General features: G+C 35.1%; 27 protein-coding genes and 2 pseudogenes. 2 read left to right on the forward strand and 27 right to left on the reverse strand.

All coding sequences use genetic code 11. From position 1 onward, the window contains the following. The first annotated feature begins 77 nt into the window (after positions 1-77). Positions 78-1,310 (forward strand): annotated as a pseudogene (locus CALKRO_RS07740) (IS256 family transposase). Between the two features lie 7 nt (positions 1,311-1,317). Here the strand turns inward: CALKRO_RS07740 and CALKRO_RS07745 are convergent. From CALKRO_RS07745 to CALKRO_RS07830, 18 genes and pseudogenes are all read right to left on the reverse strand, one after another. Beyond that, positions 1,318-1,881 (reverse strand): annotated as a pseudogene (locus CALKRO_RS07745) (PLP-dependent cysteine synthase family protein); the annotation flags it as partial. Positions 1,882-2,034: 153 nt separating this feature from the next. Continuing rightward, positions 2,035-2,295, reverse strand: a complete 261-nt coding sequence (locus CALKRO_RS07750; protein ID WP_013430486.1) for a stage V sporulation protein S — start codon at positions 2,293-2,295, stop codon at positions 2,035-2,037. 105 nt (positions 2,296-2,400) lie between these two features. Further along, complete coding sequence (gene pstA, locus CALKRO_RS07755; protein ID WP_013430487.1) at positions 2,401-3,243, reverse strand: phosphate ABC transporter permease PstA; 843 nt, start codon at positions 3,241-3,243, stop codon at positions 2,401-2,403. Further along, complete coding sequence (pstC, locus tag CALKRO_RS07760; protein WP_013430488.1) at positions 3,240-4,094, reverse strand: phosphate ABC transporter permease subunit PstC; 855 nt, start codon at positions 4,092-4,094, stop codon at positions 3,240-3,242. Before pstC ends, pstA begins: the two co-directional genes overlap by 4 nt. 31 nt (positions 4,095-4,125) lie before the next feature. Then, the gene (locus CALKRO_RS07765) at positions 4,126-4,944 is read right to left on the reverse strand and encodes a phosphate ABC transporter substrate-binding protein (protein ID WP_013430489.1); all 819 of its coding nucleotides are present in this window, start codon (positions 4,942-4,944) and stop codon (positions 4,126-4,128) included. 125 nt (positions 4,945-5,069) lie between these two features. Continuing rightward, positions 5,070-6,095 carry an elongator complex protein 3 gene (locus CALKRO_RS07770; RefSeq protein ID WP_013430490.1) on the reverse strand — a complete coding sequence of 342 codons (1,026 nt, stop codon included), beginning with the start codon at positions 6,093-6,095 and terminating at the stop codon, positions 5,070-5,072. Further along, entirely contained in the window at positions 6,092-6,760 is a 669-nt protein-coding gene (gene rnc / locus CALKRO_RS07775; RefSeq protein ID WP_013430491.1) for a ribonuclease III, read from the reverse strand. The genes CALKRO_RS07770 and rnc overlap by 4 nt, the downstream gene beginning before the upstream one ends. A gap of 94 nt (positions 6,761-6,854) precedes the next feature. Beyond that, positions 6,855-8,093 (reverse strand): beta-ketoacyl-ACP synthase II, encoded by a 1,239-nt coding sequence (fabF, locus tag CALKRO_RS07780; RefSeq protein ID WP_013430492.1) that lies wholly within the window; start codon positions 8,091-8,093, stop codon positions 6,855-6,857. Positions 8,094-8,174: 81 nt separating this feature from the next. Further along, positions 8,175-8,411: an acyl carrier protein gene (locus tag CALKRO_RS07785; protein WP_013290663.1), complete on the reverse strand. Its 237-nt coding sequence runs from the start codon at positions 8,409-8,411 to the stop codon at positions 8,175-8,177. A gap of 56 nt (positions 8,412-8,467) precedes the next feature. Next, on the reverse strand, positions 8,468-9,214 hold the full coding sequence (gene fabG, locus CALKRO_RS07790) for a 3-oxoacyl-[acyl-carrier-protein] reductase (protein ID WP_013430493.1): 747 nt from the start codon (positions 9,212-9,214) through the stop codon (positions 8,468-8,470). Positions 9,215-9,255: 41 nt separating this feature from the next. Then, entirely contained in the window at positions 9,256-10,167 is a 912-nt protein-coding gene (fabD, locus tag CALKRO_RS07795; RefSeq protein WP_013430494.1) for an ACP S-malonyltransferase, read from the reverse strand. Between the two features lie 17 nt (positions 10,168-10,184). Continuing rightward, positions 10,185-11,171 (reverse strand): beta-ketoacyl-ACP synthase III, encoded by a 987-nt coding sequence (locus tag CALKRO_RS07800; protein ID WP_013430495.1) that lies wholly within the window; start codon positions 11,169-11,171, stop codon positions 10,185-10,187. 3 nt (positions 11,172-11,174) lie between these two features. Continuing rightward, complete coding sequence (gene plsX / locus CALKRO_RS07805) at positions 11,175-12,179, reverse strand: phosphate acyltransferase PlsX (protein ID WP_013430496.1); 1,005 nt, start codon at positions 12,177-12,179, stop codon at positions 11,175-11,177. A 21-nt stretch (positions 12,180-12,200) separates the two neighbouring features. Then, complete coding sequence (gene fapR, locus CALKRO_RS07810; protein ID WP_167316273.1) at positions 12,201-12,779, reverse strand: transcription factor FapR; 579 nt, start codon at positions 12,777-12,779, stop codon at positions 12,201-12,203. A 130-nt stretch (positions 12,780-12,909) separates the two neighbouring features. Further along, positions 12,910-13,818 (reverse strand): UTP--glucose-1-phosphate uridylyltransferase GalU, encoded by a 909-nt coding sequence (gene galU, locus CALKRO_RS07815; protein WP_013430498.1) that lies wholly within the window; start codon positions 13,816-13,818, stop codon positions 12,910-12,912. A 110-nt stretch (positions 13,819-13,928) separates the two neighbouring features. Then, the gene (locus CALKRO_RS07820) at positions 13,929-14,228 is read right to left on the reverse strand and encodes a DUF1292 domain-containing protein (protein WP_013430499.1); all 300 of its coding nucleotides are present in this window, start codon (positions 14,226-14,228) and stop codon (positions 13,929-13,931) included. Between the two features lie 84 nt (positions 14,229-14,312). After that, complete coding sequence (locus tag CALKRO_RS07825; protein WP_013430500.1) at positions 14,313-14,630, reverse strand: hypothetical protein; 318 nt, start codon at positions 14,628-14,630, stop codon at positions 14,313-14,315. 78 nt (positions 14,631-14,708) lie between these two features. After that, on the reverse strand, positions 14,709-15,626 hold the full coding sequence (locus CALKRO_RS07830) for an SDR family oxidoreductase (RefSeq protein ID WP_013430501.1): 918 nt from the start codon (positions 15,624-15,626) through the stop codon (positions 14,709-14,711). Between the two features lie 126 nt (positions 15,627-15,752). Between CALKRO_RS07830 and CALKRO_RS07835 the strand changes: the two genes are divergently transcribed. Then, a complete protein-coding gene (locus tag CALKRO_RS07835) occupies positions 15,753-16,343 on the forward strand; it encodes a hypothetical protein (protein WP_013430502.1) in 591 nt (196 codons plus the stop codon). Here CALKRO_RS07835 and CALKRO_RS14065 read toward each other — a convergent pair. The 9 genes from CALKRO_RS14065 to CALKRO_RS07875 all read right to left on the reverse strand — a co-directional run bounded on the left by CALKRO_RS14065 (position 16,287) and on the right by CALKRO_RS07875 (position 25,229). Continuing rightward, complete coding sequence (locus CALKRO_RS14065; RefSeq protein WP_013430503.1) at positions 16,287-16,469, reverse strand: pro-sigmaK processing inhibitor BofA family protein; 183 nt, start codon at positions 16,467-16,469, stop codon at positions 16,287-16,289. The genes CALKRO_RS07835 and CALKRO_RS14065 overlap by 57 nt on opposite strands. Positions 16,470-16,543: 74 nt before the next feature. Continuing rightward, positions 16,544-16,792 (reverse strand): hypothetical protein, encoded by a 249-nt coding sequence (locus CALKRO_RS07840; protein ID WP_013430504.1) that lies wholly within the window; start codon positions 16,790-16,792, stop codon positions 16,544-16,546. A gap of 74 nt (positions 16,793-16,866) precedes the next feature. After that, entirely contained in the window at positions 16,867-17,466 is a 600-nt protein-coding gene (gene recR, locus CALKRO_RS07845; RefSeq protein ID WP_041741650.1) for a recombination mediator RecR, read from the reverse strand. An 18-nt stretch (positions 17,467-17,484) separates the two neighbouring features. Next, a complete protein-coding gene (locus CALKRO_RS07850; protein WP_013430506.1) occupies positions 17,485-17,826 on the reverse strand; it encodes a YbaB/EbfC family nucleoid-associated protein in 342 nt (113 codons plus the stop codon). A 53-nt stretch (positions 17,827-17,879) separates the two neighbouring features. Further along, positions 17,880-20,453 carry an AAA family ATPase gene (locus tag CALKRO_RS07855; RefSeq protein WP_013430507.1) on the reverse strand — a complete coding sequence of 858 codons (2,574 nt, stop codon included), beginning with the start codon at positions 20,451-20,453 and terminating at the stop codon, positions 17,880-17,882. Positions 20,454-20,480: 27 nt separating this feature from the next. Next, complete coding sequence (locus CALKRO_RS07860; RefSeq protein ID WP_013430508.1) at positions 20,481-21,743, reverse strand: metallophosphoesterase family protein; 1,263 nt, start codon at positions 21,741-21,743, stop codon at positions 20,481-20,483. Between the two features lie 29 nt (positions 21,744-21,772). After that, complete coding sequence (locus tag CALKRO_RS07865) at positions 21,773-23,437, reverse strand: ATP-binding protein (RefSeq protein WP_013430509.1); 1,665 nt, start codon at positions 23,435-23,437, stop codon at positions 21,773-21,775. A 7-nt stretch (positions 23,438-23,444) separates the two neighbouring features. Beyond that, the gene (locus CALKRO_RS07870; protein ID WP_013430510.1) at positions 23,445-24,038 is read right to left on the reverse strand and encodes a hypothetical protein; all 594 of its coding nucleotides are present in this window, start codon (positions 24,036-24,038) and stop codon (positions 23,445-23,447) included. A gap of 18 nt (positions 24,039-24,056) precedes the next feature. Next, positions 24,057-25,229, reverse strand: a complete 1,173-nt coding sequence (locus CALKRO_RS07875; protein WP_013430511.1) for a DNA double-strand break repair nuclease NurA — start codon at positions 25,227-25,229, stop codon at positions 24,057-24,059. Positions 25,230-25,246 lie beyond the last annotated feature (17 nt).

Genomic DNA, 25,246 nt, shown 5'->3' on the forward strand with positions numbered 1-25,246 from the left:
AATTTTAGGGAGTTAAAATAAAATTGTGTCCACTGTATAATGAGTATTGAAATAATCACAAAAGGGGGTTCACGATTATGGAGAAAAATGAAATTTTTGAAACCGCTAAAAATATGGCTATCGAACAAGTGCTAAATATGTATTGCTCCAAGGATGTTCCTACTCGCCCAGCTCTAAAACAGCTAAAAGTAAAACTTGCTCGATTGCTTTATGTTATCAGAAAGAACTGTTTACCTTGCTAAAAACGAAAACGACAAAGGCAATGGTTTTTACGATAGAAAACTTGCAACACCTGCTATGTAGTTTGAAATCTCTGTCCCTCGTACACGCTCTTAGAATTTCCGACCTTCTATTCTCTTCTTTCCGCTACAAAAGAGTTGATAGCTTATCTACTTCCCTGCTTATGTCGCAAGTACCTCAATGGTTACTCTTGAGCGTTCTCTTGTCCAAACTCTTAAAAGCATGAATTTGCCTTATTCTGAAGACGAAATCGAAAAAATCAAAAACGATCTAAAAAACGAGCTTCAACTCTTTAAACAAAGAGAACTTCGATGGCTGTACTTTTGCTCTCATCATTGACGGTTATTCAAAAGCGAAATTAAAGATAACTCAAAAGCTAAACAAGCTACTTGCTATGTTGTCCTCGGTATTGATTTAGAAGGCAAAAAAGATATCTTCGGTATTCTGCCCTTTCTTCGGCAAAGAAAACAAAGCCGATTGGATGAGAGTCTTTGACGACTTAATTACAAGAGGTCTTAAAAAAGTCTTAATAGTCGTAAGCGATGATTTCCCAGGTATAATCGATGCTGCTTGGCTCGCTTATCCCCTTGCCGACCATAAGCTTGTTCACCTTCAACGCAACGTTAGAAAACAATAGTCTTGAGATGATGCTTCTGTTTTCAACAAAGAACTTGATAAATTAAGAACTTCCTCTTCTGACTTCGATGAAGCAGTTTTAAAGTTTAAAGAACTTTGTAATCAATATTCCTCAAAATACCCCAGATTCTTAAAGGGTATTTGCGAAAAAGCCGAATTTTATCTTGCACATATGAAGTATCCTGAAGATTTAAGAAAGCATATCTATACTTACCTGTGCAGTAGAAAGTGTGAACAGTATAATTGAAAAATAAGAATAAACTCAGGCGGTTATTTTCAATCTGTAGAAATTTTAGAAATAAACATTTACTTACAAAGAGAAAACTTGCGTCGTGGCAAGTGGAAAAACGGAATACCTATTCTTAAAAAATGCAGTTACAATATATTACAGCTCTACAATATGCGCTATTGATGTGGAAAGACAAAATTCTTGACAAGTCTCCCCGTTATTGTTCCACCAGTTCCAACACCTGCAACAAATATATCTACCTGCCCGTCCGTGTCTCTCCATATCTCCTCTGCTGTTGTCCTTCTATGAATTTCAGGATTGGCTGAATTTTTGAATTGTTGTGGTATAAATGAATTTGGTATCTGTGCTGCTAATTCCTCTGCTTTTTTTACAGTTCCCTTCATTCCTTCAGCACCCGGAGTTAATACAAGCTCGGCTCCCAAAGCCTTTAAAAGTTTCCTTCTTTCAATACTCATTGTATCTGGCATTGTGAGTATTAACCTGTACCCTTTTGCAGCTGCCACAAAAGCTAATGCAATCCCAGTATTTCCACTCGTTGGTTCAATAATAACAGTGTCTTTATTTATCAACCCTTTTTCCTCAGCATCCCTGATCATTGCGTATCCAATTCTATCCTTTACACTTGATGCTAGATTAAAATATTCTAATTTTGCTATAATTCTTGCTTCTAAATTATTTAACCTGTTATAGTTTGATAGCTCTAATAAAGGTGTATTACCAATGAGATCAGTAAGATTTTTTGCAATCCTTGACATAGTATTACCTCCTATTTTTTACTTCAAGTATTTTTATATAATTACTTGGTTATCTTTGTTTTAATACCTTAAAAAATGTTTGTCAATAGATTTTAGAATAAAAAAAACAGGTAGTGTTTCTACCTGCCATGACTTGTAAAACATTTATTTTCCTTACCTTGCCTGAACAATAAACTTTATTGCAGTCCTTTCCTCACCATCAATATCAATTTCAGAAAATGCTGGAATTACAATTAAGTCAATACCATTTGGCGCTACTTTTCCTCTTGCAATTGCAATAGCTTTAACAGCTTGGTTTACAGCACCTGCTCCAACTGCCTGAAGCTCAGCAACTCTTTTTTCCTTTATTACTGCAGTCAGAGCTCCTGCCACTTTTTGTGGTTTTGAATTTGCAGCAACTTTTAGAACTTCCATACTCACATTATACCTCCTGAATATGATGTGGTGATTTCATTTAAATATAAAACCGATTTTATACTATATATAATTCTACATCATTTTAAAAATTCCTTCTTTAATTTATCCTCTGCCCAAAATTCTGTTATACCTTCGAATTATCATGTTTGCAAACATATTTATTATAAACACAATTACAATAAGCAATGTTGCAGTAGCATATGAATTTAATTTTGAAATTCCTTCTGAAGAAAGAATATAAAGATGGACGGACATGGTTCTCGTTGGACTGAATATGCTTGTGGGGAAATTAAGTGAACTTCCAGCTGTTAAAAGCACTGCAGCAGTCTCACCTATTGCCCTTCCAACTCCCAAGATAACTCCTGTCAATATCCCGGGCATTGCAGGTGGGATTACAACCTTAGCTATTGTCTGCCACTTTGTCGCACCAAGTGCAAGGCTCCCTTCCCTAAAAGACATCGGAACAGTTTTTATAGCCTCTTCTGAAGTTCGTATAATGGTAGGCAGAATCATTATCGAAAGCGTAAGTGCACCTGATAAAATGGACCATCTAAATCCAAGTGCAATTACAAAAAATGCAAATCCGAAAAGCCCATAAATTATAGAAGGTATTCCTGCCAATGTTTCTGTGCCAAATCTTATAAGCTCAACAGCTTTTCCTTTCTTTGCATATTCAGTCAAATAGATTGCCGCTAATACCCCTACAGGCGAAGCAATTATGACTGCAAGCAAGGTTACATACAAAGTTCCGACAATAACAGGGAATATTCCTCCGCTTTTGCCCATCTCTTCAGGGTACTGTAGAATAAAGCTTAAACTTATACCTTTTAGCCCATTAGAAATAATGTGAAATACTATAACAATTAATATTATCATGGTAATTAACGTAAAAAGTCCAATTATAGAAAATACAATGCCCTGTACAACTTTATTCTTTCTTATCATTTTTCTTCACCAACTTTTCTTGCAATTACATTTGCAATGGTGTTTAAAATCATAATAATTACAAAAAGAACAATTCCAGTTGCAAAAAGCGCCTGAGCATGTTTACCAGACGCATACCCCATCTCAATTGCTATATTTCCTGTCAAGGTCCTTACCTGATCCAAAATACTATTCGGTATTTTTGGACTATTGCCTGCTACCATAATAACAGCCATGGTCTCGCCAATTGCCCTTCCCATACCAAGAATTATTGAAGCAATGATTCCAGACTTTGCAGCAGGCAAAATAACCCCCTTAATTGTTTGCCAGTGAGTTGCACCAAGGGCTAAAGACCCTTCTTTATACTCTCTTGGCACAGACCTTATTGATACTTCTGAGATGTTAATAATTGTTGGCAAAATCATAATTCCCAAAATTATAGAAGACGCCAAAATAGAAAAACCAGACCCACCTAAATATTTCCTTATCAAGGGAACCACAACAACAAGACCATAAAAACCATATATCACAGAGGGGATTCCTGCCAACAGCTCAACAAATGGTCTTATAAGCCTTGATATTTTTTCATTTACAAGTTCACCCAAAAATATTGCTGTTGCAATTCCAATTGGTACACCTATAATAATTGCTCCCAAAGTAACATAAATCGAACCCAAAATCATCGGGAATATCCCAAATTTGCCACTTAAAGGTGCCCATTTTTTACCCAAAATAAAGTTCCAAAGCCCATATTCTTTTATGATTGCAAAACCTTCTTTAAAGATAAAAATGGTGATAAGCAGTACAGAAACTACTGAAATAGCAGCAGCTAAAAACAAAATCATTTCTATTGCACTTTTCTTCTTAGGCATAATAAATCTTACACCCCATTACAATAAATTACTACTTCACTTTGATGTAATGGTGCTTTTCTACAATGGCCTGTCCTTCTTCGCTTAAAGTAAAATCAATAAATTCTTTTACAAGACCTTTTGGTTCATCCTTAGTCAAAAACAGAAAAGGTCTCTGAAGTTTATACTTGCCATTTTTTACATTAGCATCTGTAGGTTCCACTCCTTCTATTTTTACAGCTTTAACACTTGAATCCAGCACACCTATTGAGATATATCCTATTGCATTAGGGTCTTGCGAAACGGACTGTTTCACAGCACCTTGTGATGGCTGAACAACTGCAGAATCAGAAATTGAACTACCACCCATCACAAGTTCTTCAAATGCACCACGTGTTCCAGACCCCTCTTCTCGTGTTACAACAACAATCTGCGCATCTTTGCCACCAACATCTTTCCAACTTTTTATTTTGCCTGTATATATATCTTTTATCTGTTTTATTGTAAGATTTTCAATAGGATTTGAAGGATGCACAACAATTGCAATTCCATCAACTGCTATCTTGTATTCATGAAGACCTTTTTCTTCTGGTTTTAGTTCTCTCGAAGATGTGCCAATATCAGCAACACCGTCTCTGGCTGATTTTATCCCAACACCTGAACCTCCGCCTTGGACCTCAATTTTGGTGTCTGGGTGTTTTTCCATAAACGCCTTTGCTAAATCATCTGCCAATGGCTGAACAGAAGTTGAACCCGCAACTGTAATCGAATTTTTAGATTTCTGAGCTTCATTTCCTACATTTTTGCATCCAAAAAGAAGTAAACTCAAAAAAGATAATACAACTACTAAAACAAAAGATTTTTTGTACATTTATTCCACTCCCCATTTTAATTTTTTACATATTATTTTTACCCTTATGTTTCTGATATATTACGATTTTACACAACTAATGTTAAATCAAATTAAAATGAATGTTAAATCTATGTTAAATAACCTTAAAGTCGGCTAATATCAACTACAGTTTCATTAGATTCTGTAATCATCCTTATCTTATCAACCTCTTCATTGCTACATAACACTTCAATTTCAGCATGAGAAAAAAGCTGTTTAAACCTTTTGATATTACTTTTTTTCTGTCCTACAAATTTTGAGTAGTTCTTAGGATGTACTATAAACAATACTTTAGTAAACTTTTGGTCTTGTAATCTTTCTACTACCTTTCTGAATATTATCTCTGAGTCTACAAGCTCACCAAACGAAGGATGAAAAGGTCCTGCTAAAACTTTTGCATTGTAATTTATCTCTTCTGTTGGCTGAAGCCCAACTCTAATAACATTTACGCCCTTTTCTATAAATATGGATTTTATCTGGCTACATCTTTCTACTGTCTCATTTAAAGAAAGAGGCTCATATTCTCCTTTTTGGTACATCTTTGCAAGATAAGTACCCTCTATGACAAGAGTTGGATAAATCCTTGCAATGTCAGGCGAAAAACTGGTCAATATCTTTGCTGTTTCAATATCCATCTCAGGTGTTGATTTTGGAAGCCCTACCATAACCTGAACCCCGAGTAAAAACCCAAACTTTTTTATCATTTCCATTGCATTTTTGCTATGCTGAGCAGTGTGTCCTCTTGCGCACGCATTTAAAACATGGTCAAACATACTTTGGATTCCAAGTTCTATTGTTCTCACATTGTAAAATTTTAATAATATTAATCTCTCCTCATCAATACAGTCCGGTCTTGTGGAAATTCGAATACTCTTTATTCTCTCGAAACTATTAGCAAGTTCAAGCAATTTTTTTTGAAAATCTATATCGATGGCAGTAAAATTGCCACCATAATATGCAAGTTCAACCTCCTCATCTAAATTAATTTTCAGTCCTTGTTCAATCTGCCTTTTTATCCTATCCAAGCTTACCTCTTCTTTTTCTCCAGATATTGTTTTTTGATTGCAAAATATACAGTTAAAAGGACAGGCATACTGGGGAATAAATATGGGTAAAATCCTATGTTTCACTCCTCTTTCTCCCCCATTTCAAGCAAGAATTTATACGCTGCATCCTGCTGAGCCTCTTTTTTTGAAGTTCCGTATCCTTCAGAGACTTTTTTCCCTTCAATGAAAAGTTCTGACTTGAAATATTTCTTTTCAATTATTTCATAATCTTTGTACACAATCTTTTTTTGCCCTTCCTTCTGTACAAACTCTTGAAGCTTTGTCTTGTAATCGTAAAAAAGCTTGCCTGCTACAGCTTTTTGAATGTAAGGTTTAAGAAGATTAACAATAATCTTCTCAAGTTTTTCGAAGCCAGATTCAATAAAAATTGCTCCAAAAATAGCTTCAACTACATCTGCTAAAATAGATTTGTTCTCATGAAATTTTTCCATTTTTTCACGTTTACCAAAAATTATATGATTTTTAAGATTCAGCTTTTCTGCAATCTTAGATAACGTCTGACTGCACACAACTGCAGCTCTTATATTAGTAAGTTCACCTTCAGAAAGCTCTGGAAAATGGACAAACAAATATTTGCTCACAGCAAGTTCTAAAGCTGCATCACCAAGAAATTCGAGCCTTTCATAGCAGTTTTTGTTACTATGTGTTGCCGATTTATGAGTAAGCGCAAGCCTCAACAGATTTTTATCCTTGAATTTGTATCCCAAAGCTTTCTCTATTTCTTCCATCCTTACTTCTGTTTTCCCCTTTCCTCAAAAATCTTTCATTAACAAATACAAAATGCCCCAATTTCTACTTTAAAATTGGGGCATCTTTATTTTTCTATTCTTCGTATTTTTTAAGAACAAGAACTGCGTTGTGACCTCCAAAACCGAAAGAGTTTGTCATAGCATACTCAATATTTCTTTCTCTGCCCTGATTAACAGTATAATCCAAATCGCACTCTTCATCTTTGGTAGCATAATTAATTGTTGGTGGAACAAATTGGTTATATATTGCCAATGCAGTTATCAATGTTTCCACTGCTCCTGCAGCGCCAAGCCAATGACCTGTCATAGACTTTGTAGAACTTACTGAAAGTTTATATGCATGTTCACCAAACAATTTTTTAATTGCAAGTGTTTCGTATTTATCATTATAAGGTGTAGAAGTACCATGAGCATTTATATAGTCTATCTTTTCAGGATCAATTCCTGCATCCTTTATTGCCCTTTGCATTGCAAGCATAGGCCCTTCTCCTTCTGGGTCAGGTGCTGTTATGTGATATGCATCATCTGACGCACCATATCCCACAACCTCAGCATATATTTTAGCTCCTCGCTTTTTTGCATGTTCAAGTTCTTCTAAGATAAGTATCGCTCCACCTTCGCCCATTACAAAACCGTCCCTGTCTTTATCAAACGGTCTGCAGGCAGAATTTGGATCAGGGTTTGTTGACATTGCCTTCATAGCACAAAAACCTGCAAATGAAAGTGGAGTGATTGCCGCCTCAGACCCGCCAGTGACTATCACATCAGCATAGTCTTGCTGAATCATTCTAAATGCTTCTCCAATTGCATGTGCGGAAGAGGCACATGCTGTAACAATTGTTTCATTTATACCTTTGAATCCATATGTTATTGCAATGTGTCCTGCTGCAATATTTGCTATCATCATTGGAACAAAGAAAGGACTTACCCTTGATGGTCCTTTCTCTCTCAAGATATTTGCCTGTTCCTCTAATGTCTCAATTCCCCCAATGCCACTTCCTATTACCACACCAACTTTTGTCTTGTCAATGTTTTCTAAATTGAGTTTACTATCTTCAAGTGCAAGTTTTGTTGCTGCTAAAGCAAAGTGTGTGAACCTATCCATTCTTCGTGCTTCTTTTTTGTCTATGTAATTTGTGGGGTCAAAGTTTACAATCTCTGCAGCAACCTTTGTAGGAAAGTTTGAAATGTCAAATTTCTCTACAACTTTGATACCATTTTTCCCATTTTTGATAGAATTCCAAAATGTATCTATATCAAATCCCAAAGAGGATATAACTCCCAGCCCAGTTATCACAACTCTTCTTTTCATTCAAGTTTACCTCCTAAACGTTTAAAAGTTGAATACTTTACCCCTGCTTTTGAAATTCTTAAAAGCAGGGGCAAGTATTTTTTATTGATGCTCTTCAATATATTTTACCGCATCTGCAACTGTTCTAATCTTTTCTGCATCCTCATCTGGAATTTCAATGCCAAACTCTTCTTCAAGCTCCATGATAAGCTCAACAATGTCTAGTGAGTCTGCACCAAGGTCGTCCAAGAAAGAAGATTCAGGTGTTATCTTGTCTTCTTCAATGTCAAGTTTGTCTGCTATGATCTTTTTTACCTTTTCAAAAATTTCGCTGTTCACAAAAAACACCTCCAAAAATTTTGTATTTTTAATAATCGCCCTACTTAAGAATATTATTACATAATCATCCCACCGTCAACAACAATAACTTGCCCAGTAATATAGGATGAAAGGCTTGAGGCAAGAAAAAGTGCCACGTTTGCAATCTCATCAGCCTCGCCAAATCGACCAAGTGGGATGGAAGAAAGCATGGCCTCTTTTACCTTGTCACTTAAAACTTCTGTCATGTCAGTTTTAATAAATCCTGGTGCTATTGCATTTACCCTGATATTGCGGGACGCAAGTTCTTTTGCAAGAGACTTAGTAAGACCTATTATTCCTGCTTTGGACGCTGCATAATTTGCCTGTCCAACATTTCCTGCAATTCCTACAACAGAGGATATATTAATTATATTGCCAAACCGCTGTTTTACCATCATTTTGGCAGCTGCTCTTGCGCACAAAAACGCTCCTTTTAGGTTTATCGCAATAACCTTATCAAAATCCTCCTCATTCATTCTAAGAATTAGTCCATCTTTTGTAATTCCGGCATTATTAACAAGTATATCAAGCCTTCCAAACTCCTTTTCCACTTGTGAAAACATATGACTTACCTCATCTGGATTTGAAACATCACATTTTATTATCATCGTTTTTGTTCCTATTTTCTCTATCTCTTCTTTCAAATTTTCTGCTTGGGACTGACTTGACGAATAGTTAATAACTACATTTGCTCCGTTTTGAGCAAACTTTAAAGCAATAGCTCTTCCAATTCCACGTGATGCGCCTGTAATGAGCGCCACTTTATCTTTTAATAGTTCCATAATTTAAAATCCTCCTACAACAAAATCTTATGAATGCGATGTTAAAGATTATTCATGTCTTCAACCTTGTTAATGTTTATAATTTTAATATCCTTTTTTATCTTCTTTACAAGACCACTTAAAGTGGTTCCAGGTCCTATCTCTACAAATGTATCAAATCCATCTTCCAAAAGTCTATTTACACATCCAAGAAAGTTAACAGTAGTATAAACCTGTTTTTCTAAAAGGTCTATTATATCCTCTTTTTTCATATAGTCTGCTGTAACATTCGATACAACGGGGATTTGAGGTTCTTTTATATCAATTTCTAATAAATGTTTTTTCAGCTTCTCTCCTGCACCTTTTATAAGGCTGCAGTGAAATGGTGCAGAGACGTTTAGTTCCACACATCTTTTTGCTCCCTTTTGCTTTGCAATCTCCATTGCAAAATACACAGCTTGTTTTTCTCCAGAAATCACCGTCTGTTCAGGAGAATTGATGTTTGAAATTTCAACAACTCCCTTCTCTTTTGCTATTCTACAGACTTCTTTTACATCTTCTGCTGACAAGCCCAAAACCGCTGCCATTGCTCCTACACCTTCAGGCACCTCATTTTGCATATATTCTCCTCTTTTTGAAACAAGCCACACAGCAGTTTTAAAATCAATACAACCAGATACAACAAGCGCAGAGTACTCTCCTAAACTCTGACCAAATACAGCTTCAGGTTCAAGTTTTTCTTTCACAACTTCATATATTGCAATTGAGGTTGTAAGAATTGCAGGTTGAGTAATTTTTGTAAGTTTAAGTTCCTCTTCGGGACCATTGAAAATAACGTTCTTTAAATCAAAATCTAAAGCTTCATTTGCTAAATCAAAAATCCTTTTGGCAGGCTCAAAATTTTGATAAAAATCATAACCCATACCAACAAATTGTGCACCCTGACCAGGAAACATTATTGCTAACTTCCCCACTGTATAACCTCTCCTTTCTAAATCCATTTAACAGCACAAGATGCCCACGTAAGGCCTCCTCCGAATCCAACAAGTACAATCTTGTCACCTTTTTTTATCTTTCCTTCTTCTATTGCCTCATCAAGTGCAATTGGGATTGATGCAGCAGATGTATTACCATATTTGTGCAGGTTAACAAACACCTTTTCCATTGGAATTTTGAGCCTCTTTGCAGCACTTTCAATTATCCTTATATTTGCTTGATGGGGTATGAAAACATCAATATCCGAAGAAGAAAGCCCAACCTTTTCCAAAACCTTTTCAACTGCGTACGGCATTATTTTAACAGCAAATTTGTAAACCTCATTTCCATCCATATAGATTTTTCTAAAGTTTGGCATATCTTTAAATTGAGAATAGCTCAAATCACTGAGCCCAAACGCATGACAGTAAAGCAAAAGCCCGTTTTCCCCATCACTTCCAAGCTCAAACCCTAAAATTCCTTCTTCGCTCGAAGCTGTTAAAATGGAAGCACCTGCCCCATCACCAAAAAGCACACATGTGGACCTGTCAGACCAGTTAGTTACCTTAGAAAGTGCTTCGGCACCTATAACAAGAGCAGTTTTGCAAAACCCGTTTTGAATAAATTGAGTAGCAATTGCCATACCATATATAAAACCTGAACATGCTGCGGATATGTCAAAAGCAAATGCATTTTTAAGTTTTAACTCTTTTTGAACAAGGCATGCTGTTGAAGGAAAAAACATCTCAGGTGTTACTGTTGCAACAACCACAAGGTCAATCTCATCCGGTAAAATTCCTGCCTTTTGCATAGCATTTCTTGCTGCTTGGACTGCTAAGTCGGTTGTAGAAAGTTTTCCATCAACTATTCTTCTTTCTTTTATACCTGTTCGCTGGGTTATCCATTCATCAGATGTATCAACCATCTTTTCTAAATCATGGTTGGAAAGAATTCTCTCGGGTACAAATCTTCCTGTTGAAAGAATCTTGACATTGTGTTTCATTTTTTAGACCTCGCTTTCGGCTGTGATTTCTTCTTTAAGTAATGCTAATACATTATTTTCATAAAAAGCCTTTGCTTGATGTATTCCGCTGAAAATTGCCTGCCCATCTGATGAACCATGACATTTTACTATTATTCCATCTATTCCCAAAAGAGGAGCTCCTCCTACTTCCTTGTAATCGTATTTACCTTTTAATCTTTTGAGGTACGGTTTTAACAAAAGTCCACCAATTTTGGCTCTAAAACTTGATTTTGCAATATCTTTTAGGATATCAAAAAACAAAAGTCCCATTCCCTCTGTAAGTTTTAAAACTATATTGCCAACAAATCCATCACACACAACTATATCAGGGGGTGAAAATGGCAAACTTCTTGCCTCAACATTCCCCACAAAGTTTATGTTTTTTGCACTTTTTAAAAGTTCATACGACTGTTTTGAAAGGTCATTGCCTTTATTTTCTTCTGTGCCTATATTCAAAAGCCCGACTGTCGGGTTTTTTTTACCAAGCACCTTACTTACATACACTGTTGCCATCTGAGCAAACTGCAAAATATTTATTGGTCTGCAATCTGTGTTAGACCCAACATCAATTAAAAGGTACTGCCCATCTTTGTAGGGAAGCTTAGTTGTCAAAGCAGGCCTATCTATCCCTTTGATTCTTCCAACAATCAAAAGCCCGCCTGCCATCAAAGCACCAGTGCTTCCTGCTGATACAAAAGCATCAATCTTACCTTCTTTCAAGTACTGCAAACCCACTACGATAGATGAGTCTTTCTTTTGCCTTATTGCTTTTACTGGTTCATCTTCAAATTCTATCTTTTCTTTACAATCTATTATTTCTAATTTATCGAGAGGTTGTACTCTTTGAACACACTCTTCTTCAATAATGTTTTTATCGCCAAAAATTACTATTTCGTCATCTCTATTCTCCTTTAAATAGAGTGCAACGCCCTCTATAACTGCATGTGGTGCGTTGTCACCGCCCATTGCATCAATACCAATCCTCATATTTTACTACACTCCCATTTCCTAATGCGCTGAATTAGTCTCTTCACTCAAAGCGACAAGTATAAATTTGCCTCTGAAAACCTCTTCATTATTCCTCTTGATAAATACCCATACTATATATTTATTGTTCCTTTTCTTTTTCAGCTCAGCTCTTGCAACAAGCCTATCATTTGCAAAAACTGGTGTTTTATATTTTATATTCGCCACCCCAATCAAAGCTGCTTTAGCATCAATAACTGACATAGCAACAGATTCAGCAAAAGCATAGATGTACTGACCCTTGACCATATTACTATTGCTAAAGGTCATCCAAAGCTGTGGTTCAAACATTGCAATGGCAAAATTCTCAAGCTCTATGTCAATAATCTCTCCCACTACGTCTCGCGGTGAAATAGTTTTAAGTTTAGATATGCTCTCTTTTGCCATTTCTTTTATTCTTTCTCGAACTTCTTTGATATCCAAAATCGCTCTGTCAAGCCTTATTGTCTGGACAGAACATCCAAATTCACTTGCTAACTCCTCATCAGTTATAAAAGGATTTTCTTTTATTCTTTGAAGCAAAAGTCTGTGTCTTTCTTTTCTTGATAGCTTTGCCATAATTTTATCACCATGATTTAATATTTGATATTAATATCAGGTATTAAATTCTTATGCCAATATTATATATAAATATGACTTAATTTTCAATAACAAAAAAGCCACTTTTTTGAAAGTGGCTAAAAAACTAATCTTAAATTTCTTCTAATTCGTGTAATTTCTCTTTATAATTTTTGGCATTTACAAGAGTAACAAGATAATTGTAAAAATCTTTGCCAATGTCTTTTCTTGAAAGAGCAATCTCAACTGTTGCTTGCAAAAATCCAAGTTTATTGCCCACATCATATCTTTTCCCTTCAAACTCATAAGCATACATAGCTTCTTTTTTTGAAAGTTCTCTTAAGGCATCTGTCAGCTGTACTTCTCCACCAACACCTTCTTTTGTGTGTTCCAAGATATTTAATATCTCAGGAGTGATGATATATCTTCCAAGCACAGCGATATTCGAAGGTGCTTCTTCCTTTTTTGGTTTTTCAACAAGGTCCTTTACCTTATAGATTCTATCTTCTATTTGTTTTCCTGCCACAATTCCATACTTGCTAACATCATCATCTGATACTTTTTGCACACCCAGGATGGTTGTCCTGTACTCTTCATACACCTCTATCAGCTGTTTCAAACATGGCTTTTCAGAAATGATGATATCATCACCAAGCAAAACTGCAAAAGGTTCATTGTCAATAAAAAGTCTTGCACAGTATACTGCATCACCAAGTCCTCTTGGCTCTTTTTGACGTATGTAATGAACATTGTAGTCTGCTATTTTTCTTATTAGCTGAAGATTATCATAATCCTTCTTGTTTTCAAGTGCAACTTCAAGTTCAAAAGACTTGTCAAAGTGGTCTTCAATTGCTCTTTTGCCACGCCCTGTAACAATTAAAATACTCTCTATCCCCGATTCTAACGCTTCTTCAACTATGTATTGAATTGTTGGCTTGTCCACAATGGGAAGCATCTCTTTTGGCTGTGCCTTTGTTGCCGGCAAAAACCTTGTTCCAAGTCCTGCCGCAGGAATGATTGCTTTTTTAATAATTCTTTTCACTTATTTATCACCTTCTTTTTATGATTTTATTTAATTAATTCCATTATATCACAAATTGAGAGAAAAAAATAAAGCACGACCTCAAAAATTGGCCGTGCTTTATTTTTCACTTACTCTTCATCATCGTCATACATATCAAAGTCTTCGTCATCAAATCTGGACTGGAAGATTTCAAATACGTTTTCAAGCTCTTCTTCGTCTTCTACACCCACATATACCTCTTCACCGTCTCTATCTTCTATTCTGAGAATTACAACCTCAGCCTCTTCATCTTCTTTCTCCATCTCTTCTAAAGGAAGAAGTACTATATAGTCATTGCCATTGTAATTGACTTTATCAAGCATCTCAAAAGATATCTCTCTTCCTTCCTCATCTACCAATGTTACTACATTGTCTGCAAACATATCCATAATAAATTCACCTCTTTTCTAAATATAGATTATTGTAATACAAAAATTGGCACATGTCAACACTCAAATTCATCTACAAATATATTATCCCCACCAGATTTCATCATAACCATCTTCTTGGTCATTTGGTCCTTCGTAAAAGTCCAAATAACAAATCTTGCCTGTAGATTTCTCAACCATTTTCAACCTAAACATAAAATCCGGATGCTCTATTTTATCAACTGCATCATAATCATAGGCATTATCAGTGGCAACTTCAAACCCAAAACCTTCAAGGTCGCTTATGACTTCTTTAATCTCATATTCAAAGTCGATATCAATCTCAGGGATATTTCCTTCTTTTAAAAGCTTTGCAACCTCATCGATTTCGCCTGTTTGATATCTGAAACCTCTTTTTATCATATTCCAAACAACCCCTTTTTAATAGCATTTATAAGTATATTAAATCTTATGATATAATGATACCCTTTATAAAAATTGTTAAACAGATTTAGATATAAAACATTCAACTGTCTTTTTCAATCCTTCCAAAAGTGAAAATTGTGGTGAAAATCCTAATACACTCTTTAAAAGATTATTTGAAAGACAGCTGTGTGCAATATCGCCGGGCCGTTTTGATTGATAAACAGGACTTTTTTTGTACCCTGTCAAGCCAGAAAGAATCTCAAATAGTTCATTTACCGATATATTTTTACCAGTGCTCAGATTAAATGTTCCCGACACAGAACTTTCCAGTGCAATACAGTTTGCTTCAGCAACATCTTCAACATATATAAAGTCTCTTGTCTGAGTCCCATCTCCATATATAATTACATCTTTGCTACCCAGCATACGCTCACAAAAAATTGATACAACTCCGCCCTCTCCAAACGGGTCCTGTCGTGGTCCATAGACATTTGAATATCTAAAAATGATATACTCAAAATGAAACTTGTGTGCAAACATCTTTATATACTCTTCTGAAGTAAGCTTAGACAAACCATAAAAAGATTCTGGTCTTAACGGATGATTTTCGTCAATTGGAATATACTTTGGCTCTCCATAAACTGCTGCTGATGATGCAAAAATAAATTTTTTTACTTTGTATTTTACGCAGTAATCAAGAAGATTAACCGTGCCCAAGATATTTATACTGCAATCAAGGTAAGAATCTTCCATAGACTTTGCAACACTCACCTGAGCTGCCTGGTGTATGCAATATTCAATCTTATTTTCTTCAAATACTTTTTCTAAATTGTCACGAATATCAAGTTGATAGAATTTAGATTTTGGATTAATATTACAAACGTTGCCGGAAAGAAGATTGTCCACAACGCATACATCATACCCTCTTTCAATGAGTTTGTCGACAATATGCGACCCTATAAAGCCAGCACCACCTGTCACAAGAATTGCCAACAGACTTTGCACTCCTTTTTATTTTGTATATAGAAAAAGTATATATCTAATTTATTTCGATTGCAAACTTTGATATAATTAGAGGGGGAAATAAAATTAAACATCAGGGGGTTTTTAAAATACGAAATGAAAACCAAAAAGATATTTCTATATAGTCTGCACATTTTGAAAAACCACTTTCTAACAACTGTCATATTTATAGCCTTTATGTACCTATATTTTTCGATTTTCAGGGGAGTAACTTCACAGCTAATAAGTGGCATATTTATCTGTCTACTTTATTTGTATGGAAATTTTTCGAGTGGCAGGTTTCATGCAAAAAAAAGAGATGCACTGTCTCTTTTAGAAGGTGCTGTAGCTATAGCTATAGCTTCACTTCCCACAATTGTTTTAGCTATACTGGCAACAAATTATGTATCTCTGAATGATAAGGGTTTTTTAAATACTCATTGGGCAAATGTAGCATATAGACTTTGGAACTCCCCTTTTATTGGAGTATATTCATACGCAGATGAGATTGCAAAATCTAAGCATTCAGTCAATGTTATAATAACAACTTACTGGATAACCACATTATTCTTGCCTGTTTCATCCTGGATAGGCTATTTAATTGGTGTACTGGAAAAGAAAGAATTAATAAAGCTTCCTGAATATACTTTTTTACCTAAAAAGAAGAGCCAGAATAAAAAGCAGGGCAAAACCGGTAAATCCTATTAAAATTCCAATTGCAAGGTTTATTATGTTAAATCCAATATGAAGACCATACGGCTGGCACATGAGATTAAAAAGGATGATAAAAGATGCAGTAAGAATAAATCTTACAATTAAATCAAAAAGTTTCATATATTGATTCCCTCTGATTTAACTTTTCTAAATATAAATTTATGTCAAATCAAAAATAAAAAGAACCCTCTTTTTCAGTGAGGGTTCTGCTTTAAGATTTTATACAGGTAGTTTAACCACTTTTCAGCAAGAATTTGTTGATAGATGGCAATCTCTATAAGGTCTTGATCAGAAGCGAAATTAAAAATGGTGTTTGCCGAGGCAAGTAAACCTTTTACATAATTAAGTAATGATTCATAGTCATTTCTTTTTTGATCATCCATTTCTTTGCTAAGTTTATCTACAAATTGGTCTGTGACAACATTTAAAATATCTACTTTCATCTTAAATTAGCATTTAACCTCATTTATAAAGCTTCTTTTATATATTATGCACCAATATTTTATTTAATATACTACTAAATCTCTCTTCTTCCTTCTATTGCTTTAAGAATTGTAACCTCATCAGCATACTCAATGTCTCCACCAACTGGAATTCCTCTGGCAATTCTTGTAACCCTGATACCCATTGGTTTTATAAGCCTCGCTAAGTAGGAGGCAGTTGCCTCACCGTCAACGTCAGGATTTGTGGCAATTATAACCTCCTTGATTTGTGGGTCAGAAAGTCTTTTCATCAAAACATCAATGGTAAGCTGTTCAGGGTATTTACCTTTGAGCGGGGATATCGCCCCGTGCAATACATGATATAGTCCTTTATATTCCTTTACTCTTTCAAGTGCTGCAACATCCTGTGGTTCTTCCACAACACAGATAATACTTTTGTCTCTTTTCTCGTCTTTACAGATAGGACATACCTCGTCTTCTGTAAAGTTACAGCACACTCTGCACAGTTTTGTGCTGGTTTTAGCACTCAAGATAGCATCAGCAAGTGCTTTGACATCTTCGGTTTTCATGTTAATGATATGAAATGCAAGCCTCTGGGCAGTTTTTTGCCCAATTCCCGGAAGCTTTTCAAGCTGCTGAATTAGTTTCGATATAGCATTTTCTTTTTGCTGCATCTTCATCTCAACCTCGTTTTAAAAAAGACCTGGGATACCAAACCCTGTAACTTTTTGCATCTCTTCTTCAACCATCTTGTCAACTTTTCTTATAGCTTCATTTACACATGCAACTATCAAATCCTGCAAAGTTTCTACATCTTCCGGGTCAACAACCTCGGGTAATATTTGAATGCTTTTTATTTCTTTTTTACCATTAATAACAACCTTGACAGCACCACCGCCACTACTTACCTCAATCTCCCTTTGATTTAATTCCTCTTGCAACTTTTCTATTTCCTCTTGCATCTTTTTTGCCTGTTTTTGGAGCTGATTTATATTAAAGCCACCACCAAGCCCAGGAAACTTATTTTTTGCCATTAAAGTTTTACCTCCTTATCCAACATTAATTTCTTTTCAAAAATACTTTAATATTATACAACAAAAATTTTAGACCCTTCCACATCTTTTTTAACAATAATCCGTTGGTCAAATGCATCCATTAAGTCCTCAATGTGGGTTATAACAAGTATAGTGTCAAATTGGTCTTTAATTCTATTCAAACATTCAACAATGTGGTCTTTTCCCTCTTCATCTTGAGAACCAAAACCTTCGTCTAAAATTAGCATTCTGATTGAAGCACCTGCTCTTTTGAGAAGTACCTTTGAAAGAGCAATTCTGATAGCAAAATTTATCCTGAAAAGCTCTCCTCCAGAAAAAAGCTCATAGTTTCTTGTACCGTTTGCATCAGAAATTTCTATCTGGAGAGTTTCTATTGTTTTTCCAGATGCTGTTTCTTTTTGGGTTTTAAAATCTATTGAAAATGCTCCGTTTGTTAGTATTTTTAAAAGTCCATTTGCTTCATCTCTTATCTGTGGCAGCGTATTCGCAATAATCTCATTTTTTATTCCATCTGGTCCTGTGATATCTATTATTATGTCGTATATTTCAATCTTTTTTTTCATCTCCTCTATTTCACTCTCAAGCCTCAATAACTTCTTTTTTGCCTCTTCAATCTGATTTAGTTTCTGCTCAAGGATTCCCAATTCCTTTAAAACAGAATTAAGACTTTCTTGAAGATTTCTTATTTTACTTTCACAGCTTAGAATATCTGACTTTACTTTTTCAAGCATTGCAGTATGTGCAATAGTAGATATATTTGCTATCTCCTGCTTTAAATCCTCAACCTTTTTCAAAATCTCTTTTTCCTGTTCTTGATACTCAAGTATCTCCTTTTTTAAATTCTCAGCTTTGACCTTGTTTATAGTAAGCTCATTAAATAGGCTTTGATATATTTCAAGTTCTTTTTCTCTTTGCAAAAGCTGGATGTAGTAATTCTCATCAAAGTTTAAAATGGAAATTTCTCTTTTTAGGTTTGTCATCTCTTCTTTTAACCTTTCTATCTCATCTTCACAAAGCTTTATAGTTTGGGTCACCTGAATTACTGAATTTTGTAGATTAACAATGTTTTGTGTTTTCTGCCCCACCTTAGCCTTCAAGTTTTCAAACATCCCGTGAAGCTTTTTTTCTCTTGCCCGAAGAACCTCTTCAAGTTTTATCTTCTCTTCAAGCTCAGAAAACTCTTTTTTCAAAATTTCAAGTTTTTTTATCAAACTTTCTCTTCTTTGTTTAAATTCCCTACCCTGGGCTGCAATTTCACTCTTTATATGCTCTTTTTCTTCCTGGCCATTAATTTGACGCAAGCATACTGGGCACCTTCCCTGATTTGCTTCTATGAGCCTGTAACTTGAAGCAAGCTCTTTTAATTTGTTCTCCACCACTTCTAACAACTTTTCATGTTTTACAATCTCATCTCTTTTTTTCTCTTGTTCATGTTTATACTGTTTTACTTTTTCCAGCTCATTTTCGACCTTTGAAATTTCAATCTCTACTTTTTTTATCTCTTCTTCATACTTTGAAATCTCAGAAGTTTCATTATTAAGTTGTAAATTACTTTCTTCAATACTCTTTTCAAATATTCTTTTCTGATCCAGTTTGTTTTTTATGTCCCTCTCACACAGAACTATTTTATTTTTGAGCTCAAGATACGTTTCATAATCTTTTCTCTTGAGTTCAACCTTTTCTTTTACCATCTCATACTCTTTAACCATTGCAGTTATTTTATCTTCTTCATTTAACTTTTCTTCAATTTTTAAAAGCTCTTTTCTGGCAGTTTCAATCCTATACCTTATCTCCTCAGCTTTTCTCTGATGTTCTATCATTTCACTCTTTTTCTGACTCAATAAACTAAGTTTTTGTTCTATTTCAGACTTTTTTGAAATAAGGGCATTTAGTTCATTTCTCAAACCATTTAATTCAGCTTCAATTGCTGTTCTCTTCTTTTCCAAATCAGCCACCAAAGATTTTATAGACTCTTCCTCTGACAAAATCTTATTTTCTTCCTCTATTTCTCTGTTCTTTATATCCAGCAAAACTTTTATTTCTCTTCGTTTTTCTTTCGCAAGTTCGTTTATCCTGTCATATATGCTCAGGTTCAATATCTTTGCAAGCACTTCACGTCTGTCCTCTGGCGAAGACAGCAAAAAATCTTCTGTTCTCTTTTGAGAAAGATATGTTGAATGCAAAAAGACATTAAAATCTATTCCTAAAATATTCTGAAGCTTTTCTTGAGTTTGGGTGTTAGTTGCTTCATTTATAGGTATGAGGCTGTCTGCTTTTCTAACAAAAAGTGAAAGGTACTTTTTACCTCTTCTATCAAGTCTTCTCACAACTTTATATATGGTCTTATTCAATTCAAATTCAAATTCAACCTGCATATAATCACTATGTGAGTTTATATACTCTGTTTCTGCAACTTTTCCACGTTTTCCTGTTTGAAGTCTTTCAAACTCACCAAAAAGTGCCCAGGCAATTGCTTCAGCAATAGAAGATTTTCCATTTCCATTCTTCCCTATGATACAAGCAACTTTTATATTACTAAAATCAATCTCGTTCTGACTATCCTTGTATGATTTGAAATTTTCAATCCTTAAAAAAAGAGGTTTCAAATTACATCCCCACCTCTTACTTTTCCCTTATTTTTCTTGGATTTCATGTAGAAGTTTTTTAAATTCTGATACAATCTTATCTTTATTTTCTACATCCCTGTATTTCTGGCTTGCAGATAAAAACTTTTCGAATGCCTCAACAGGGTCCGACTTTTCATCAACCTCAGCAATTCTAAAATCTTTCTTTGAGTCAATTACCTCAATTTCGATAGGCGCTAAAACAAAACATCTGTCTCTCAAAAACCTTTCAACAAGCCCAATGTCAATCTTCTCTTTTATCAAACTCTGAGTTTTTATTATGAGCTTTACAACCGAAACCTGAATACTACTTGAAGTATTTTGCTCAAAAATTTGTATTTTCTCTTCTATTTTGTCAAGAATCTTTTTGGTGAGATTTTCTACTTGGTCTTCAAACACATCAATCTCCAACTGGCAAAAAGGTCTTACCTTAACAGGTTGAAACTCAAACCTAAAGCTATCTTTATCTAATTCAAACACAACAAACCCCTTGCTGTCGTTTGCTTCAGAAAAATCTATTCTATCAGGCGACCCACAATACAGCACAGTAGGGTTTGCTGCATGTAAAATCTGAGGCTTGTGAATGTGTCCAAGGGCCACAAATTTTAACTTTGGATTTAAAAGGCATGAAAGAGGCACTTTTATGTCTTTGCCAAGCATAATTGATCTTTCGCTTCCAATCTGCGCCTCTACTACAGTAAAGTGCCCAGCAAGTATTGTTGGAATATTATCTTCTGAAGAGTCTAAAACCTGGCTTAGTTTTTTCTCAAAAAAATTGGCTGCTATCATATCAAGCTCTTCTGTCTTTTGAGGAAATGTCTCATCCACAAACCTTTCAAGATAAAGGTATGGCACAGCTATAATGCGAAGCTTTTCATCTCTTATTTCAAATTCTTTGACTTCAAAAGGTTTGTCCATTACAACAATGTTTGGCTGTTCAAATATCTCAAAGACCTTTACAGAATGGTCTTTTGTCTCAAATGGATGCATATCATGATTGCCTGGAATTATAATGACCAAAACACCTTCTTTCGAAATATCCACAATCCTCTTGTAAAACATATTCCTCAGCGTAGAGTTTGGTTCCCTGTCTTTAAAAATATCGCCTGTTATAAGCAAAAAGTCAATGCTGTTATCTCTTATAAACTGCAATATTCTGTCAAATGTTTTGAAAAAGTCATGTACACGTGAGCCAAGTCCGTCTGGAGTTTCGCGGCTATAAGTTGTCACTCCGAAATGAAGGTCAGCTGTATGAACTCCTCTAATTGCCATCTTATTCTCCCTCTTAAAAAATTTTTAATTTAATAGTCCATCTCATCAAGCCACTTCTTAGATGCCTCTAAAGTTCTTTCATACTTTTCATCCACTTCATCTTTTTTGAAATAAATTGAAACAAAATCATAAAAGCTACTATCATACCCCCTCGTTTTTATCGCAATTGGCATAGGAACTGCATGACCTATTAACAAAGCCTGCTGTTTCGAATCAAGCGACTCTATAATTGCCCTCAGCTGCTTACTATTTTTCATACCAGCAAGTGCACTTGTAATGTCAGCTTCATCAGAAAGTGATAAAATAACCCTTGTTCCAATTTGCGATGCAATCTCGCTGTCTATCTGAGAAGGTCTCTGGTCTATACACATAAGGCTTACCTTAGCTTTTCTCATCTCTCTTGCTATTGTTCCAAATATTGTTTGTTTTGCAACATCAGGTGACAAAAATCTGTGTGCTTCTTCAATTGCAATCACAAGTGGCCTTGGAGGGTAATATTTTTGTCTATTCGAAATATATCTTTCATACATTTGCATGTATTTCTGATAAATGCGTCTTGAAAGAACATTAGTAACAAAAAGATAGTTGAGTAATTTATCATTTTTCCCAAATGTTATATCAACGCTGATACCTTTTTGAAGATAATTCAAAATTATATCAATTGAATTTGTACCAGGTCGTCTATCATATCTAAGGTAGGGTAATTCTTTTAACACAGAAAGTTTTCTGATAAGTGCTAAAAGAGAGCTTCTATTGACAACAGCTTCACTGTCTTTAAACCTCTCTGCTAAGTCCTCACCATTTATAAGTATCTCTTCAAGCCAGTGTTTACCCTCTGTCTCCAATTTATTTTTCAGTGCAATCATAACCTGTTGTGCTGTCTCATTGAGGTTTAGCTCTTCTGCAATTGATAAAATATCCTCGATCTCAACATCTCTAACATCAATCTCAATCGGCAAAACACCTGATAAAGATGAATTGTTTTCAATTGTCATTATCTGGACTTTGCTTCCAAAAAGACTTTTAAGTCCTCTGACATGTCGGTTTTCCTCATCAACGCTGTCAGGTCCATGGTCTGAGTGAGCATCAAAAATGAGAAGCGATGCCTTATCACAAAGGATAATCCCTGCCATCAATAATCTTGCTATAAATGATTTTCCTGTACCAGTCCTGCCGTAAATGCCACTGCTTCGTTCAATAAACCTTTCCATATCTATGCAAACTGTAGAGCTTTCGTCCATGTCCAGAACACTTCCAACTGGAAAATAACGTTTTGGATCTTTTTCAAAACTTCCAAACACATCTGAAATATCATCATAGGTAGCTCTTCTAACACTTGAAGCATGAACGGGTATGTTTCTTATAGGCTGATTTTTCTTTTCCTCAAGGTCATATGAAAGAACTGGCTGTGCCTTGAACACGGTGTAAATAGAAGTCCCTCTTGTAATCCTGTTCAAAAGTAGGCTTGAGTTCCCTCGCGGAAGTTCTGACAAAGATTGCTTGTTCATGCCATCTATTATCATGTCGGTAAGCATACAGTAGTACTTCCTCTTTTCTGTTTGGCTAACAAGAATTGCTCCAATCCTTGTACTTTCCACAACAGAATCATCCTCTACTTTTATTGCAAGACCTTCTGAATACGAACCACCTATGATTTTACCAATCTTGTTCACTTCATACATACTACTTGCCATATCTCAATCACCCTTCTTGTACAGTCATTATCAGATTCTCTAACCTTTCAATTATAGGCTCAAGTAAATTTAGGTCATATTTAAGATAAGCATTCAAGCTTTTTCCCATCTGTTCTATATAATAATAGTCTTTTCCTCTTGCAAGATATGCAAAAAAGAGCATCCACGGGATAACTTCAATAATGTCAATATCTTTTGCTTTCAGCACAGAATTTAGAAAAAGACCATTTTGAGTAGCAAGAAGAATTTCTTTTTGGTTTGCCAACTCAACCAAACTGTGAAGTCTTATACTTTTGTCAGGAAGACATCCAACAAACTTGCCATCTACTATGTATCCAAGAACAACACATTTAAAATAACCTTTCAAAATATGGCTAATTTGTGGATACTGCTTTTTAATCTCCTCTGGTGATTTCCATAAAGCTCTCGGGTATCCTCCCTCGGATATGCTGCCGATATCATATCTTGTAACACAACCGACCACTGTGTAATCATCCAAATTAAATTTTATAAACCTTCCAGGTGTAGGTATGTTGTTCAAATCCTTTGCCTCACAAGTAAGCTGTGTAAAAGAGATATCTATTATCTCACCTACTATCATCACTAAAACTACTCCTTTTTATATTATTCTTTTTATCTTATTGTTCTTTTTAGCAGAGTAGTGCACAAGATTATCTTCAAAACTTTGCAGCATGCTTTCTATCGAATCCTTGTCGTCTTTAGATATTACAGAAAATTCATGGGCATGGGTCAAAGATATAGGGTAACCAAACCCAAGCTGACACTGATGATAAATAGCACCCAGACAACTTTCAAACCAGTTTTTATCGTTTGCTATATAGAGCGGAAACTCAACTCGTGCTATCTCGTAACCTGTGTTCAAATAAACAAAGCCTATATCGGTCTTTTCAAACTCATCAAAAGCTCTTCCTAAGGTGTAAAAGATATTTGAATACTCTCCCTCTTTAAGACTGGAAAATAAAACCACATCTTTCATTCTGCCTATCTTTTCGCACTCTCTTTTTTGATTCTTTGGACACTCTCTACAGTTTATCCTTGGTTTCTCACACATATGTATTCTGTAAATATTTGAAATAATTGAATTTTTAGGGATAGAAATAAAACCGCATACGGCTATTTTCTTTTGCTCTGCCAGGATGAATATCCTTTCAAGAATAGCATTTGCTTTTCTGCCAAAACGCATACCTTGCCTGTCTTGCGACCAGTCAACAAGATTGCCGTCGTAAAGCACTATTTTTAGCTTATCTGTTTGAGTACTCTTTTCTATATACTCTAAAATTGCCTCAAACTCTTTTTGCTGGCGCTCTTGTGATATCTCAGAAGTATTTTTAAAAGTAACGTTGTCTTTATCAGAATATAATTCCTGGTCGAGGTAAATGTAGGGAAAAGTTCTGTACCAAAATCTACTTTCTTTTTCTCCATAGGCAATAAAGACACACGCTATGTTCAGCACATAATAAGGTGTTAGAATATGCCTATCTATTTCTGTATTACTGCCATCTACTGCAAACACCTCATAGTCAGTATTCAAATGGCATTTGTGAGATTTCAAAAATTCATTGTAATTGCTATAGTATGGAAGGCAGAATAAAATCTCATTTTTCTCATCCTTGCTGGGAATTTTGGCAAGAATGCTTTGAATTTTTCTTCCATCTATCGATTTTAAAAATGTAAGCACATTTTCAATATTTGATTTTAGTTCTTTTTCGTGTTTTGCTAAAATCTCTTTCTTCTCATTTATCTGTTCAGATAAACTATAAAGGTCTAACATCTTATCACTTCCAAAAT

Origin of the sequence: Caldicellulosiruptor kronotskyensis 2002, assembly GCF_000166775.1 — a bacterium.
In the GTDB taxonomy this organism is placed as follows: Bacteria; Bacillota; Thermoanaerobacteria; order Caldicellulosiruptorales; family Caldicellulosiruptoraceae; genus Caldicellulosiruptor; species Caldicellulosiruptor kronotskyensis.